Origin of the sequence: Streptomyces sp. 4N124, assembly GCF_052245395.1 — a bacterium.
Taxonomy (GTDB): domain Bacteria; phylum Actinomycetota; class Actinomycetes; order Streptomycetales; family Streptomycetaceae; genus Streptomyces.
This window is the reverse complement of sequence record NZ_JBQQBS010000035.1, coordinates 77387-92764: the sequence shown is the minus strand read 5'-3', so window position 1 is coordinate 92764 and position 15378 is coordinate 77387. Positions and strand designations below refer to the sequence as shown.

The 15378-nt window shown below is 70.4% G+C and carries 9 protein-coding genes; 4 read left to right on the top strand and 5 right to left on the bottom strand.

The window, feature by feature from the left end; translation table 11 throughout:
• Window positions 1-15: 15 nt before the first annotated feature.
• Window positions 16-4002 carry an nSTAND1 domain-containing NTPase gene (locus ACTWQO_RS30330; RefSeq protein WP_443240551.1) on the bottom strand — a complete coding sequence of 1329 codons (3987 nt, stop codon included), beginning with the start codon at window positions 4000-4002 and terminating at the stop codon, window positions 16-18.
• A 253-nt stretch (window positions 4003-4255) separates the two neighbouring features.
• On the opposite strand from ACTWQO_RS30330, the gene ACTWQO_RS30325 reads away from it, so the two are divergent.
• The 3 genes from ACTWQO_RS30325 to ACTWQO_RS30315 all read left to right on the top strand — a co-directional run bounded on the left by ACTWQO_RS30325 (window position 4256) and on the right by ACTWQO_RS30315 (window position 6878).
• Window positions 4256-4636 (top strand): hypothetical protein, encoded by a 381-nt coding sequence (locus ACTWQO_RS30325; protein WP_443240550.1) that lies wholly within the window; start codon window positions 4256-4258, stop codon window positions 4634-4636.
• Between the two features lie 85 nt (window positions 4637-4721).
• Window positions 4722-5531, top strand: coding sequence for a hypothetical protein (locus ACTWQO_RS30320; protein WP_443240549.1), 810 nt, complete (start codon window positions 4722-4724; stop codon window positions 5529-5531).
• A gap of 42 nt (window positions 5532-5573) precedes the next feature.
• Window positions 5574-6878, top strand: coding sequence for a copper amine oxidase (locus tag ACTWQO_RS30315; RefSeq protein ID WP_443240548.1), 1305 nt, complete (start codon window positions 5574-5576; stop codon window positions 6876-6878).
• A 73-nt stretch (window positions 6879-6951) separates the two neighbouring features.
• Here ACTWQO_RS30315 and aspS read toward each other — a convergent pair whose 3' ends face one another.
• Window positions 6952-8715 (bottom strand): aspartate--tRNA ligase, encoded by a 1764-nt coding sequence (aspS, locus tag ACTWQO_RS30310; RefSeq protein WP_443240547.1) that lies wholly within the window; start codon window positions 8713-8715, stop codon window positions 6952-6954.
• A 164-nt stretch (window positions 8716-8879) separates the two neighbouring features.
• Between aspS and ACTWQO_RS30305 the strand changes: the two genes are divergently transcribed.
• Window positions 8880-10997, top strand: coding sequence for a SpoIIE family protein phosphatase (locus tag ACTWQO_RS30305; RefSeq protein WP_443240546.1), 2118 nt, complete (start codon window positions 8880-8882; stop codon window positions 10995-10997).
• A gap of 9 nt (window positions 10998-11006) precedes the next feature.
• Here the strand turns inward: ACTWQO_RS30305 and ACTWQO_RS30300 are convergent, their stop codons facing one another.
• The 3 genes from ACTWQO_RS30300 to ACTWQO_RS30290 form a co-directional block, all read right to left on the bottom strand.
• On the bottom strand, window positions 11007-12053 hold the full coding sequence (locus tag ACTWQO_RS30300) for an AI-2E family transporter (protein WP_443240545.1): 1047 nt from the start codon (window positions 12051-12053) through the stop codon (window positions 11007-11009).
• A gap of 111 nt (window positions 12054-12164) precedes the next feature.
• The gene (locus ACTWQO_RS30295) at window positions 12165-13142 is read right to left on the bottom strand and encodes a pirin family protein (protein WP_443240544.1); all 978 of its coding nucleotides are present in this window, start codon (window positions 13140-13142) and stop codon (window positions 12165-12167) included.
• 115 nt (window positions 13143-13257) lie between these two features.
• A complete protein-coding gene (locus ACTWQO_RS30290; RefSeq protein ID WP_443240543.1) occupies window positions 13258-15195 on the bottom strand; it encodes a YncE family protein in 1938 nt (645 codons plus the stop codon).
• Window positions 15196-15378: the final 183 nt, after the last annotated feature.

The following is a 15378-nucleotide window of genomic DNA, read 5'->3' as shown; positions in this document are numbered from 1 at the left end:
CCCGCGGGGCGCTGTTCAGCAGGTCGCGCGGTACGGCAGATCCGGCAGATACGTCTTCCAGTCCGCCGCCGACAGACCGCCTCCGGCGCGGTCGCAGGCCTGGTCGGCGAGGTGGGCGGGCGTGACGTCGTACTTCTGGAGCGGGACGTGTGTGCCGGAGACGTACAGGGTGCCTCCGTCGGCCCCGAAGGCGAGGGACAGGACCGAGCCACCCGATGTCGACAGCGCGGAGCCGAGGGGGCGGCTGGACGGTACGTCCCAGAGCTGGACCCTGCCGAAGGGGTCGCCCACCGCGAGGGTACGGCTGTCGGCGGAGAAGGCGAGCTTGGTCACGCTGCCGGTGTAGCCACCGAAGGCGTAGGGGTCGGAGTACGCGAAGTCGTCCGTGCCGGGGAGCAGGCTGAGGCGCTTGCGTACGCCTCCGTCCCAGAGCTGGACCCTGCCGAAGGGGTCGGCCGCCGCGAGATAGGCCCCGTCGGGGCTGAAGGCCAGCTCTTCGGTCAGGTCATCGCCGAGATTGCGGTCGCTGACCAGCCCAGTGGAGAGGTCGGCGATCACTCCGTCGGGGGTCACCACGGTGTCTCCGTCCCGGCGCACCGCCAGCCTCTTCACATACGGGTAGAAACTGTCCACCTCCGCCGTCACGGCCAGACCCTCGGCGGCGGCCCTGTCCACCGTCCGGACGCGCTCGCGGCGGCGCACGTCCCACACGTCGACCGCTTTGTCGCCCCACGACCTGAACGACAGCAGAGAAGTGCCGTCGTGAGTGAGCGCCACGCTCTGCACCCCCCACAGACCACGGCCGCCCGGCGGCTCGATGACGGCGTGTTCTCGCCGGGCGCTGATGTCCCAGACGGTGATCCTGGGCCGCTTCGTCACATCGGTGACGGCGTCGGACCAGCTCCTGCCGAAGGCGAAGTACCTGCCGTCGCCGCTGAATGCCATGAGATCGACGCAGGTCGACTCCGGCTCGCTCCCGTCCCCGAACTCGTCCGACGCCTCGGCATCACACGGCTTGCCCTCCGGTCCGAGGAGCACAGCGCCGTCGCGCGTGTCCAGCAGCTGGACGCCTTTCCCGGCACCGCTCTGCCGCAGAACGGCCAGCGTCGCTCCGTCCTGGGCCAGTTGGGCATGGTAGGCCGGTTGTCGCTCCCAGCGCCGCACCGTCCCGTCCAGGCGAAGCGACCGTACGACCGTCACGGCTCCGTTGAGATAGCGCACGGCGTGCGCGTCGAGGTCGAGCGCGAAATCGCTGGCCTCGGTGGGTAACGAGTACCGGAGGACGGGGACGGGGTCGTGCGGCTCCGACGGGCGCCACACCGCAAGCCCCCGCTCCCCGCTCGCGGCGAGGAACCGGCCGTCCTCGCTGAACCGGAGCGAGCTCAGGCCCTCCTCCTCGATCCCGGTGAGCTCATGTCCGGAGCGGAAGTCCACCATGCGGATTCCGGTCTCGGTGAGAAGCGCCATGGTGCGGTTGTCCGGGGCGAAGTCGAGCCAGTGGACCTCACCGGCACAGGAGTACCGTTTCAGTCCTGCCGGCCAGGGCACGCGGGCCGTCCCCCCTCCAGCGGTGTCCCAGATCTCCAGCGGCCGCTTGTCGGAGCACAACGCCAGCCAGCGGCCGTCCGGACTGACCGCCATCTGCTGGACCGTCTCCCCCTCCCGCACCGTGACCCGCACCAACATCCGCCGGGTGCGCAGGTCCCAGGCCTGGACGGAAGTCGGGCCGCCCTTCTCCGGATCCGGAGGCTCTGTGGCCAGCAACAGGGTGTCCCCGCCGGGCCCGAACACCACGCTCATCGCCCAGTCCGTCGGTAGCTCGGCGGTGACCCGCCCAGCCCGGACGTCCCATATACGGATCCCGTCGCCCTCCCACAGCGCGAGCAGACGGCCGTCCGGTGCGACGGCCTCGACCGTGCCCAGTGCCTCGTCGCCGTACCCCGGGTACGAGCCAGTACGACGATGGGTGCGCAGGTCCCACGTCGTGATCCGCTCCGGAGCGATGGACATCAGGGTCCGACCGTTGTCGACGAGATGGCGCCCGTCGCCTGTGTCCGACTCCGCGTCTCCTACATCCGCCCCAGGTATCGCGAACGTGTCCTCCTCCCGCTGCGTAACCGCCCCCACCAACGCCCCCCGGGTCTCCGCGGTCTCCGCCAGCCTCCAAGCCGCCACCCCCAGCCGCATCGACGTCACCGGATCGGAGAACCGCAGACTCTCCGCCACCGCCGCGATCCGCCGCGCCTCCGCCTCCGCATGCCGCCGGTCGCTCGTGCGCCCCTGCTGCCAGGCGACGACCCCGGCGACGAGGGACAGGACGACCAGGAGGCTGAGGGCGCCGATCAGTCCGCGCCGGCGGCGCCGCGCACCCGTGCGGGCCTCCCGGCTCGCGGCCAGGAAAGAGCCTTCCAGCGAGGTGAGGCTCCCGGAGGCGGTGAACAACTCGTCGGCCGTGTCGAGGCGCGCCCCCCTGTACACGGCCCCGGGGTCGCGCCCCAGGTCGTCCCACGCCTGGGCCGCCTCCGTCAGCCGCCGGTGGGCCCGCAGCCGCTCCCGGTCCTCCTCGATCCAGCCGCGCAGCCGGGGCCAGGCGGTGATCAGCGCCTCGTGGGCGAGGTCGACGGTGTCCTCGTCGAGGGTGATCAGACGGGCGTGGGCCAGCCGGTCCAGGACGAGGGGGACGTCGTCGGGGTCGTCGGCGAAGTCGAGTTCCGTACGGGCGACCGGCCGCCGCGTGTCCTGCGAGCCCTCGCCGGGCGTGATCAGCCGGAGCAGGATCAGCCTGGCGAGCTCCGCCTGCGGTGCGGACAGCCCGGCGTGGACGTCCTCGGCGGTCTGCGCGATCGCCCCGTGCAGCCCGCCCGCCGCCTCGTACGCCTCCACTGTGAGTGCCCGCCCCCGCCGCCGGCGCCAGGTCTCGTGCAGCACGTGCGACATGAGCGGCAGCCCGCCCGGCTCGCCCTCCACCTCACCGACGACCCGGGCGGTCAGCTCCCGCTCGACGATCAGTCCGGCCGTCTGTGCGGGCCCGATCACCGCCTTGCGTAGTTCGGCCGTGCTCATCGGCCCGACCAGCAGCCCGGAGTCGGACAACGCGTCGGCCAAGGCGCGGTGTTCGGCGCAGCGGCCGTAGAAGTCGGCGCGTACGGCGATCACGACCCGCAGCCGGCTGTCCGGCTCACGGGCGGCGAGCAGCCGTTCGATGAACTGCGCGCGCTCCTCCGGGTCCTGGCAGAGGGTGAAGACCTCCTCGAACTGGTCGACGACGATGACGGTGTCGCCTGCCGTGCCGCCGCTCTCGGCGGCGCCAGACGTCCGGCGGGTCGTCGTGCCCCGCGCCGTCACCTCGCCTGTCGTCCCCCGCGTCCTAGTACCGGCCGTCGTCGTGCCGGGTGTCCGCACGCCGCCCGGCGCCGGGCCGCCAGGCGCGACACCGACCAGCCGCAGCGCCTCGGCGTGCGCTCGCAGCGGATGCTCGCCCGGCGTGAGGATCCGGATCGCGGAGACCGGGCCGGTGCAGCCCTCGCGCAGTGCCGGGATCAGCCCGGCCCTCAGCAGTGAGGACTTCCCGCTCCCCGACGGCCCGAAGACGGCCGTGAAACGCCGGTCACCGGTCAATCGTCGTAAGGCCGCCACCAGTTTGTCGCGGCCGAAGAACCGGTCGTGATCGTCCGGCTCGAACCGGGCCAGCCCCTGATAGGGCGACTGCCCGCCGTCGTCAGCCCGTTCCCGTACCGCCGACTCCTGGCTCGTCTCCTGCCAGCGCCGCTCCCACTCCTGCACATCGCCGCCGCAGGCCCGGACATACGCCAAGGTGACGGCCAGGGAGGGCAGTTGCTCACCGGCGGCGGCCTGGGACAGGGCGGTCACCGAGTAGTGAGTCCTGCGTGCCATCTCTCGGTAGGTGAGGCCGCCGGCCTCCCGCCGCACCTTGCGCAAGTCGTAGGCGAAGCGCTGTACCGGCCCCGCGTTCGGATCCACCGGCGTTTCCCGACGCCCCATCGCGCTCGTTCCCCCGTCCCCCGACGCCACGGGGATCCCCCGCGTCCCGGCCACGTTAGGAACACGCCGCGTAGCCCGGCAAGACCTCTTTCCGGCCCACAAGGTCCGCCCCAACTGGCCATACGGCTTTGTTCAGTTGTGGCGGCAGGGGGCTGCTGAACAACCCTGACCAGCGCTGAACTCGTTGGTGTCGGCCCGATCCAGGGCCGGCCGCAGAACGGCCGAGTGTCGTTCCAGTCAACGGAGGACAAGCATGCAGACACGCAACCTGGGCCGCGCGGCGGTGGCCGCCTGTGCCGCCGGAGTCATGTCGGTCATGGCCATGGCGCCTGCGTCGGCCACGGGGCAGGCCTCGGTGTACATCGGCAGCGTGGAACGGGCCCGGGTGAACTACTGGACCAGCACCGACGACTTCCGGGTCTCCGACACCAGTTGCGACGACCGCAAGGTGTACGCCCAGTACCAGCGGGCCGGGGCAGGGCGGGTGACGTTGCACAACACCAATGGCTGCGGAACGAACGTGGACTATTACCGCAACTTCACCGACGGGCAGAGCATCAAGTACCGGGCCTGCGTGAACATCGGGGCCGCCCCCGACAGGTGCGGTCCGTGGAAGTGGGACACCACAGGCTGACTCCCGCCCGGCCCGGCCCCGACGCTGCCACGCGGTCAGGGCCGGGCCGTCACCGGATGCCACTTCAGGAAGACATGGGGGATTCATGCAACGCGACACATCACACCGCAAGGCCATACGGCGCTTGCTGACCGGCACGGCGGTGGCCGTGGCCGGGACAGCGGCGATGGTCGCCGTGACGGTGCCGATGAACGCCTCGGGTGACGACGGCACCCCGAGCCCGGCGATCACAGCCCGGGCCACAGCCACGCCGACGCCGTACGACTCACCGGAAACACCAGGACAGCCCGCACCCGCCGCCGCCCCACTGGCCACCGGAACCGGCAACGACGCCCTGACCGACGCCGAGATCGAGCGCGCCGGGCAGCTGGCCCTCGGCGCGGACCGGCAACTACGCGCCACCAGCGAGGACGTACGGGGACGCGACGGGAAGCCGCAGCTCCTCACCACCACCCTGGTCGACCCGGACGGGACGGACGCCGAGCGGCGGGCCGACATCCTCTTCTACGACTACCGCGACGACCGCCTGGTCAAGAAGACCGTGAACCTCACCACCGGCCGCGTGGAGCGCGCCCAGTCCACCACCGGCAGCCAGCCGCCGCCCGCCGGGCCGGAGTCGCGCGAGGCGCTGAAGGTACTGCTCACCGATCCGCTCGGGCAGGGCGTGCGGCAGGACTACGAAAGCGCCACCGGCCGGCCGCTGACGAGCGACCGTCAGCTCCGGGTGCAGGGCATGACGTACGACACCCCACCGCCGGACGGCACCGAACTCGCCGACTGCGACGGCACGCACCGCTGCGTACGGCTCTTCACCAGCGTCAGGAACGGGCCCTGGATCGACACCCTGAAGTTCGTCATCGACCTCAGCGACCGCTCAGTGCACCGGCTCCCCTGAGACCGGCACGATCACACACGTATCAGACAAGGAGCCCCGCCCATGCGGTCCCTCACCCGGCGTCTGGCCCTCACCGGAGCCTGCGCCCTGCTCGCCCTGCCCGCCACCACACTGACGAGCGCCGACGCCACGCCCCGATCCGCCCCGACGGCGCAGGCGGCCTGCAGCCCCTCGTCCACCATCACCAAGAAGCTGCCGAACGGCACCACCTGGCGCATGTGCTGGCGCAACGACCCCACCTCGGGTCTGGTCCTGACGAACATCACCTACCAGCCCAAGCACGCCATCCGTCCGATCGAGGTCCTCGGCCGAGCCGCCCTCGCCCAGATCCATGTGCCGTACGACAACGGCGAGTTCGAGTACAACGACGTGACCGAGCAGTACTTCGGCTCCAACATCCTCACCGTCAAACCGAAGGACTGCCCGAACGGCACGATCAAGAGTGTCCGGGTCGACGACCCGGACGGGCCCGGACGTCTGACCGTCAAGGGGCTGTGCGTGACGACGCAGCCGCGCGGTTTCGCGTACCACGGGAACAGCGAAGCTGTCGGGGAGCCCCACGCCCACATCGACTCCGCGCAGGGCAGCGACCTGGTCGTGTACACCGTCAACGCGGTCGGCTGGTACCACTACATCACCCAGTGGAACTTCTCCGACGACGGCACCATCACCGCCAAGGAGGGCGCCACCGGCAACCTGGCCGACGGCGAGTTCGATGCCTCCGACGGCACCGGCTGGCCGGTCGGCAAGAACGGCAGCGCCAAGGCCCTGAGCCACCAGCACAACGTCCTGTGGAAGCTCGACTTCAAGCCGGACGGCTCGTGGAAGTCCAAGGTCGAGCGCTACGACACCAAGCCCAACGGCACCGAGGGCACCACGGGCTACGGGCGGCTGAAGACCACACGCACGCCGATCACCAAGGAGTTCAAGGGCGACAACAGCAACGCCCGCTGGTGGCGTGTCGTCAGCACGGCCAGGAACGGGGACAACCATCCGCGCTCGTGGGAGATCGTCCAGCAGCACACCGACAAGTACGCCTCGCGCCCGTACACCCGGCACGACCTGTACGTCACCCAGTTCAACCGCTGCGAGACCTACTCCAACGACAACAACAGCAACGGCGAGCCGGGCTGCAAGGACCACGTGGGCCAGTTCGTGAACGGCCAGACCCTCACCCGCCCCGTCGCCTGGGTCAACGTCGGCTTCCACCACATCGCCCGCGACGAGGACCAGACGCCGATGCCGGTGCACTGGCAGGGCTTCGAGATCGTCCCGCGCGACGTGACCGACATGAGCCCGCTGACACCCGACCGCCTGCACAAGCCGAAGTACAACGGCGCGAACTGATCGGGTGACGAGAAGGACAGACAGCGGAGCGGGCCCGGACCGGTGAACGGTCCGGGCCCCTCCGGTCAGACGCCTACTTCGGCTGCGGCTTCCGCACCGACAGGTGCAGTTCCCTCAGCCGCGCCTCCTCCAGCTCCGTCGGCGCCCCCATCATCAGATCCTGGGCGTTGCCGTTGAGCGGGAAGGCGATGGTCTCGCGGATGTTCGGCTCGTCCGCGAGGAGCATGACGATGCGGTCGACGCCGGGGGCGATGCCGCCGTGCGGCGGGGCGCCGAAGCGGAAGGCGCGGAGCATGCCGGCGAACTTCTCCTCGACGGTCTCGCGGTCGTAGCCCGCGATCTCGAAGGCCTTCAGCATGATCTCGGGCTCGTGGTTCCGGATCGCGCCGGAGGACAGCTCGACGCCGTTGCAGACGATGTCGTACTGCCAGCCCAGGATGTCGAGCGGGTCCTGGGTCTCCAGGGCCTCCAGACCCCCCTGCGGCATGGAGAACGGGTTGTGCGAGAAGTCGATCGCACCCGTCTCCTCGTCCTTCTCGTACATCGGGAAGTCGACGATCCAGCAGAAGCGGAAGACGCCCTCCTCGAAGTGGCCGGCGCGCTTGGCGGCCTCGACCCGCACCGCGCCCATGATCTTCGAGACCTCGTCGAACTCGCCCGCGCCGAAGAAGACCGCGTGACCGGCCGACAGCGACAGGCGCTTCGTCAGCTCCGCGACGTTCTCCTCCGTCAGGAACTTGGCGATCGGGCCGGACAGCGAACCGTCCTCGGCGACCCGCACCCACGCCAGGCCCTTCGCGCCCTGCGAGACCGCGAAGTCACCGAGCTGGTCGAAGAACTTCCGGGGCTGCGCGGAGACGTCCGGCACCGGCAGGGCCCGTACGTGCTTGCCGGCGAAGGCCTTGAACTCCGAGCCCTCGAAGATGTCGGTGATGTCGACGAGCTCCAGCTGCGCACGCAGGTCCGGCTTGTCGGAGCCGTACTTCAGCATCGCCTCGCGGAACGGGATCCGCGGGAAGGGGGACGTCACGTGGCGGCCGTTGCCGAACTCCTCGAACAGCTCCGTCATCAGCTTCTCGACGGGCTGGAAGACGTCCTCCTGCTCGACGAAGGACATCTCGACGTCGAGCTGGTAGAACTCGCCCGGCGAGCGGTCGGCGCGCGCGTCCTCGTCACGGAAGCAGGGCGCGATCTGGAAGTAGCGGTCGAAGCCGGAGATCATCAGCAGCTGCTTGAACTGCTGCGGTGCCTGGGGGAGGGCGTAGAACTTGCCCGGGTGCAGACGGGACGGCACGACGAAGTCGCGGGCGCCCTCGGGGGAGGTGGCCGACAGGATCGGCGTCGCCATCTCGTTGAAGCCCAGCGCCGTCATCTTGTGCCGGATCGCCGAGATGACCGCCGTACGCAGCAGGATGTTGCGGTGCATGCGCTCGCGGCGCAGGTCCAGGAAGCGGTACTCCAGGCGCCGCTCCTCGTTGACCCCGTCCTCGGTGTTGATCGTGAAGGGCAGCGGGGCGGCCGCGCCGAGCAGTTCGACCTCGGAGACCTCGACCTCGATCTCGCCGGTCGGCAGATCGGGGTTGATGTTCTCGGTGCCGCGGGAGACGACCTGGCCGTCGACGCGGACGGTGGACTCCTTGGAGAGCTTGTCCAGGGCCTCGTATGCGGGCGTGCCCGGCCGGGCGACCAGCTGGGTGATGCCGTAGTGATCACGCAGATCGATGAAGAGGATGCCACCCAGGTCGCGCCGATTGTGCAGCCAGCCGCTCAGCCGGACGTCGGTGCCGACGTCAGAGGCGCGGAGCTCGCCGCAGGTGTGGGACCTGTACCGATGCATCGTCGTTCATCCAGTCTTCGCGGATCGGGGGCTGTTTCACGTGAAACTCCACCAAGCGTACCGGGCACCCCAAGATCGCCTCCCACCCATTAATCGCCTCCCACCCATTCAACGATGAACAGCTTCAGTGGCAGTCACCGATCATCTCTCCCTACAGTGGGGCAATGCGCACTGGTGAGCCCCTGCCGGCCGTGGGGGAGGTTCTCGCCGCCCTCGCGACGGGACTGTGGCACTGGAACACCGCTACAGGGCTGGTCACGGTCGACGCGGAGGTGGCACGGCTGCTCGGGCTGCCCGCCGAGCAGTGCACCCTCAGCCAGGCCCAGGTGCGCGCCCGTCTGCACCCGGTCGACTGGAACGAGATCAGCGGAGTGATCCAGCTCGCCGTCGCCGAGGGCACGCTCGGCGAGGTGCGGGTGCGGATCATGGACGAGCGGGGCCAGATCATCCGGGTCGGCCGCAGCCGCTTCCACGCGTCCTTCGACCGCGAGAAGCGTTCGTACGAGGTGACCGGCTCCCTCCAGGAGGTCACCGACCCCTCGCCGGGCACCGCCGCGGGGCGCCGTGCGGTGACCGGGGACTGGCGGCGCTCCCGGGAGGCGTTCTTGCTGGACGCGGGCCGGGCGCTGGCCGAGGCGCGGTCGACGGAGGAGGTGCTGCGGGTCGCGGCCGGGCTGTCGATGCCGGGGTTCTCACCGGACGGTCTCGCCGTGTTCGGCGTGGAGGGCGACCGGCTGACGATCATCGGCCACCACGGTCACCAGCCGGGCGACGAGAGCCCCTTCTCGCAGATGGCGCTGGACACCGACTACCCGGCGGCGGAGGTGGTCCGCACCGGCCGGGCCGTCTATCTGTCCACCCCCGAGCAGTACAAGTCCCGCTACCCGGTCACCTGGCCGCTGGCCCAGCACTTCGGCCGTCAGTCGTGGGCGTTCCTGCCGCTGACCGTGGCCGGGCGGACGATGGGCGCCTGGATGGCGGCCTTCACCTACCCCGTCGCGTTCACACCGGACGAGCGGTCCGTGCTGACGACGGTGGCCCGCATGCTCGCGCAGGCCCTGTCCCGGGCCGGGCTCGCCGAGTCGGAACGGGAGCTGACGGACGGCCTCCAGCGCTCGATGCTGCCCACGCTCGGCCCCGAGATACCGGGCATGAGCGTCGCCGCACGCTATGTGCCGACCGGCGGCGGCCTGCAGGTGGGCGGCGACTGGTACGACATGATCCCGCTGCCCTCCGGCCGGTTCGCGTTCGTCATCGGCGACGTCCAGGGCCATGACGTGCGGGCCGCGGGCCTGATGGGGCAGCTCCGGATAGCGCTCAGGGCGTATGCCTCCGAGGGCCACCGCCCGGACGCGGTGCTCTCCCGCGCCTCCCGCTTTCTGCACGGCATCACCTCGGACGGCGACGACCTGCGCTTCGCGACCTGCCTGTACGCCGAGGCCGACCCCATGACCGGGACCCTGGACATCGCCCGCGCCGGGCACCCCGACCCGGCGATCCGGATGTCGGACGGCACGGTCATGGCGCGGCCCACGGCGGGCGGTCTGCCGCTCGGCATCGACCCGGACGCCGACTACCCGACGACCCGGTTCGCCCTGGAACCCGGCGAGACCATGATGATCTGCACGGACGGCCTGATCGAGACCGGCGGGCACGACCTGGAGACCGGCTGGCTGCGGATCCGCACCATCCTGGAAGAACACAAGGGCGACCTGGAGGAACTCGCCGACTCCCTGGTCCAGGCGGTGCACGGCCCCTCCTCCCACCACACCACCGGCCCGCTCGCCGACCGCCGCGAGGACGACATCGCGGTGCTGCTGCTGTGCCGGCAGGGGGAGGGCTGCGGCTGCGAGGACACGGCGGTCGTCAAACGTCCCGCGGTACGGCGCACGATGCTTTCGGTGGCCCAGGCGGAGCCCGAGCGGGTCGCCACCGCCCGCCAGCAACTCCGCGAGCTCCTCCACGACTGGGCCTCCCCCGACCAGGTCGACTCCGCCGTCCTGCTGCTGTCCGAGATGCTCACCAACGTCCTCGTCCACACCGACGCCGACGCCCTCCTCCTCGCCCAGGTCACCGGCGAGGCCGGCATCCGCCGTCTCCATGTCGAGGTCACCGACACCAGCGACGACCTCCCCCACAAACGCCGCCCCGGCGAACTGGCCTCCTCCGGACGCGGGTTGATGCTCATCGAACTGCTGGCGAACGCGTGGGGCGTGGACCCGCGCGGCGAGGGCAAGAGCATCTGGTTCGAGCTGTACGAGGAGCAGGGCGCGGCGGAGTAGCGCCGGCCCCTACGCATCCGACGGCTCGGCACTCCCGTACCGCGTCCGCAGTTCCTGGACGACCCCGAAGGCCGCCGCGGTCAGCGGCACCGCCAGCAGCATCCCGAGGATGCCGGCCACGGACGCGCCGGCGGTGATCGTCACCATCACCAGCGCCGGATGCATCTGCACGGTCCTGCTCTGGATCATCGGCTGGAGGACATGCCCTTCCAGCACCTGCACGGCGAGGACCACACCCAGCGCCCACAGCGCGATGACGAACCCGCGGTCGGCCAGCGCGACCAGCACGGCGACGGCGCCGGAGAGGAAAGCGCCGAGGTAGGGGATGTAGGCGCCGACGAAGACGAGCGCGCCAAGACCCACCGCGCCCGGCACATCCAGGACCAGCAGTCCGACCGTGATGCACAGGGCGTCGATCAGCGCGATGAAGGTCGTCCCCCGCATGAAACCCTCGACCGCCTCGAAGGCCCGCCGCGCCATGGCCTCGGCGGTGTCGGCGGCCCCGCGCGGCACGAGGGCGCGCAGTGTGCCGGCGGCCTGGTCGGAGTCCCGCAGAAAGAAGAAGACGAGAAACAGCGCCAGTACGGCGATGGCGATCGTCTCGCCCACCACACTGACCCCGCTGATCACACCGGACGCGGCGGTCCCGCCGAACTTGGTGAGCAGTTCCCTGGCGTTGGACGCGAGATCGTCCAGCGAGGTCCCGGCCGCCCCGAAGTGCTCGGCGAGCGACTCGGCCGCCTGCTTCAGCGAGGCGACGATCTGGTCCCCGGTGTCGATGAGCGCGGCGACCACGATGTACACGGCCCCGCCGACGACGGCCACGACCGCGACGCACGTCACGGCGGCGGCGATGGACCGGTTGACCCGCGCCTTCACCAGCCGCCGGTGCATCGGCCCGAGCAGCGCGGTCCCGAGCAGCGCGAGCAGCACCGGCACGACGGCCGTACGGAACTCCACGGCCAGCCGGATCCCGACATAGACCACCCCGGCGACGAGCAGCACCACGGCGCACCAGGCCGCGAGCCGGCGCACGGGGTCGGGGAGCAGCTGCACGCGTCCAGCGGATCACGCACAGGGCGGGCTGTCCTGCGCGGACAGCCCGCCCGGGTGACGGAGCGTCAGGCGTCGGGGCCCTGCTCGGTCAGGCGTGAGGGCTCTGCTCGATCAGGCGTCAGGGCCCTTCTCAGTCATGCCGTGCACGGCCGGGATGGTCCCGAGCCGGCCCTTCTGGAAGTCCTCGAAGGCCTGCTGGAGTTCTTCGCGGGTGTTCATCACGAAGGGGCCGTAGTGGGCCATGGGCTCACGGATCGGCTGACCGCCCAACAGGACGACCTCCAGGTCCGGCGTGTGCGAGTCCTGCTTCTCGTCCGCGCGGACGGTCAGCGCGGAGCCCGCGCCGAAGACGGCGGTCTGGCCCAGCTGGACCGGGCGGCGCTCGGGGCCCACCGCGCCCTTGCCCGCCAGCACGTACGCCAGCCCGTTGAAGTCCTCGCGCCAGGGCAGGGTGATCTCCGCACCCGGCGCCAGCGTCGCGTGGATCATCGTGATCGGCGTGTGCGTGATGCCGGGACCGGCGTGCCCGTCCAGCTCACCGGCGATGACGCGGAGCAGCGCGCCGCCGTCGGGGGAGGTGAGCAGCTGGACGTTGCCGCCGCGGATGTCCTGGTAGCGCGGGGCCATCATCTTGTCCTTGGCCGGGAGGTTCACCCACAGCTGGAGGCCGTGGAAGAGACCGCCGGACATCACCAGGTGCTCCGGCGGGGCCTCGATGTGCAGCAGGCCGGCGCCCGCGGTCATCCACTGGGTGTCGCCGTTGGTGATGGTGCCGCCACCGCCGTTGGAGTCCTGGTGGTCGAAGATCCCGTCGATGATGTAGGTGACGGTCTCGAAGCCGCGGTGCGGGTGCCAGGGGGTGCCCTTGGGCTCGCCCGGCGCGTAGTCCACCTCGCCCATCTGGTCCATCATGATGAACGGGTCGAGGTGGCGGTAGTTGATCCCGGCGAACGCTCGGCGCACCGGGAAGCCCTCGCCCTCGAAACCGCTCGGCGCGGTCGTGACGGCGAGCACGGGACGTGCCACGGCGTCGGCCGGCGCGGCCACTCGGGGCAGGGTCAGCGGGTTCTCGACGGTCACTGCAGGCATGTCGGTACCTCCTTGTGCGGCCAGTTTAGTTGAGCATTGAACTTCCTGCCACCCGGAACGACAAAAGCCCGGAGGACATTCCCTCCGGGCTTCGCCGTGCGGGCCGCAGCCCGCGTCAGTTGCTGAAGTACAGGTGCTTCCAGGCCCCGTACGTCGTCGAGTTCACGGTGTCGCCGGACGAGCCGTTGACGTACACCGACCGCATCCGCGCCCGGATGCCCGACTCACCGGGTGCCTCGAGAGTGATGGCCGACTTCCCGTTCGTACCGATCGGGAAGTACTCAGAGTCCGCCGAGTACCACGAGCCCTGGTAGTAGACCTGGAGGTCGAAGCGCTGCTGACGGCCCGGGTAGTAGCTCATCGTCGTGGTGAGCAGCGGGTCGGTGTTCTTGTGGAACCAGTAGTACGACGTCGAGCCGATCTTCGCCGTCTTGTAGTGCTTGGAGACGGCGGTGGAGACCTTGGCCCGCGCCCACGCCGTGACCTTCACCGTCTTCGGCTTGTAGCGGGCGTCGCCCTTGAACACCGCCCTGACGGTGGTGTCCCGGGTCATGTCCACCCAGGCGGAGATGTTGCCCCGGGAGTCGACCTGCCCGACCTTGATCCGCTTGTCGGGCCGGTCGGCGCCGAACGGGTTGGCCCAGATCTCGACCGAGCGGTTCTTGTACGTCGTACCGAGATGCGCGGTGAACTTGACGTCGGTGCCGTAGTTGTACAGCTTGCCGTTGTTGTTCAGGCTCAGCGCGGTCGAGGCGCGGGAGACGTCGACCTTGTCGGAGGCGCTGACCGCGGTGTGCGTGGCGTCGCCCGCGTACGAGACCTTGTACGTGACCTTCCCGCCGGCCGGGGGCGAGTTGGTGAAGGAGTAGGTGCCGTCCGCCTTCACCGTGACGGTCGGCAGCGCCTTGCCGTTCGGGCTCTCCAGGTCGGTGCGGGTGACCGCGAGTTTCGTGCCCACCGTGAACGGCACGTTCGCCGTGAGCTTGCCGGTGACCGTGAGCTGCTTGGCGCGGGTCGCGGACGCGGGCGCGTTGACCGTGAGGGTCGGCACGCTGAGCGACGGGCCCGTGAACGCCTTCAGGGTGTAGGTGTTGTCCGAGTTGCCGGCCAGGGCGAACACCCGGGAGGAGTCGGGCGCCCAGGCCACCTCGCCCATGCTGGAGGTCCCGGCGTCGAAGCGGCGCACCGGCGTGGCGGAGCCCGCCTTGTAGATGTTCACGTGGCGGTCGTAGGCCTGGGCGATCAGCCCGCCCGGCGAGACGTCGCCGTGCCAGCCGGTCTCGGTGAGGCCCGCGACCTCCGTGAAGGTGCCGTCGGCGTAGTTCAGCTTCCGGGAGCCGTTCCACAGCACCTGAGAGGTGCCGGGCACGAGGTCGATGTCCAGGGTCCAGCGGTCGCTGTCCGTCTTGGCGATCACCTGCGGGGTGGTGCCGGAGACGTCGAGGAGGTTGATCGCGCCCGAGCGGTCGCCGCTGTCGTGGAAGGAGAGCAGGCCGGGCGAGGACGGGTCCGCGTCGAGGACGGCCGCGTTGTAGTACGGGGCGACACCCTCCGGGAGCTGTCCGAGGGCCACCGCGGCGGCCGGGTCGGCGGCGGGGTCGATGACGCCCAGATTGCCGTGGAAGCCGCTCTCGTCCGTCGTCCGGTACGAGAACCACAGCCGCCCGCCCGCGAAGGCGGTCTCACGCGGGTCGACGCCGGCACCGAGGTCGTAGCGGGTCCTGACCTCCAGGGTGGCCGCGTCGACGGCCACGATCTCGTGCGTTGTCGGCAGGGCCGCGTACAGGGTGAGACCGTCGTCCGAGAGCGCTAGATCGCTGGGGCGGCCGAAGCCGACGTTCACGTCGACCAGGGTGCCGCTGTAGTCGGTGGCCAGGATCCGTCCGTTGTCCTGGTCCGCGACGAAGACGCGCTGCAGCGCGCCGTCCGCGACCAGACCGACGGGCTGGGTGAGGACGGCCGACGCGGCCGAGGCGGAACCCGCCGCGACGACGCTCAGCGCCACCGAGCTGAAGAGGACCGCGAATGCCGTCGCGGCCGACGTGCTGCGCATGCGCACAGTGATGAAACCCCCACAAGGAATCCCGGGGTCGCCGGGAGCTGAGAGCGCCGCGCGGCACCCGGACGCGAACCGCCGGAAGCGGTGACGTGCGGGGCGCGGCTGCCAGGGTTCACTCTATGGCATGCCTGTGACAATCGAGTGGAGATTTTGCTGAGGGGGTTTCCGCCGCCGGGC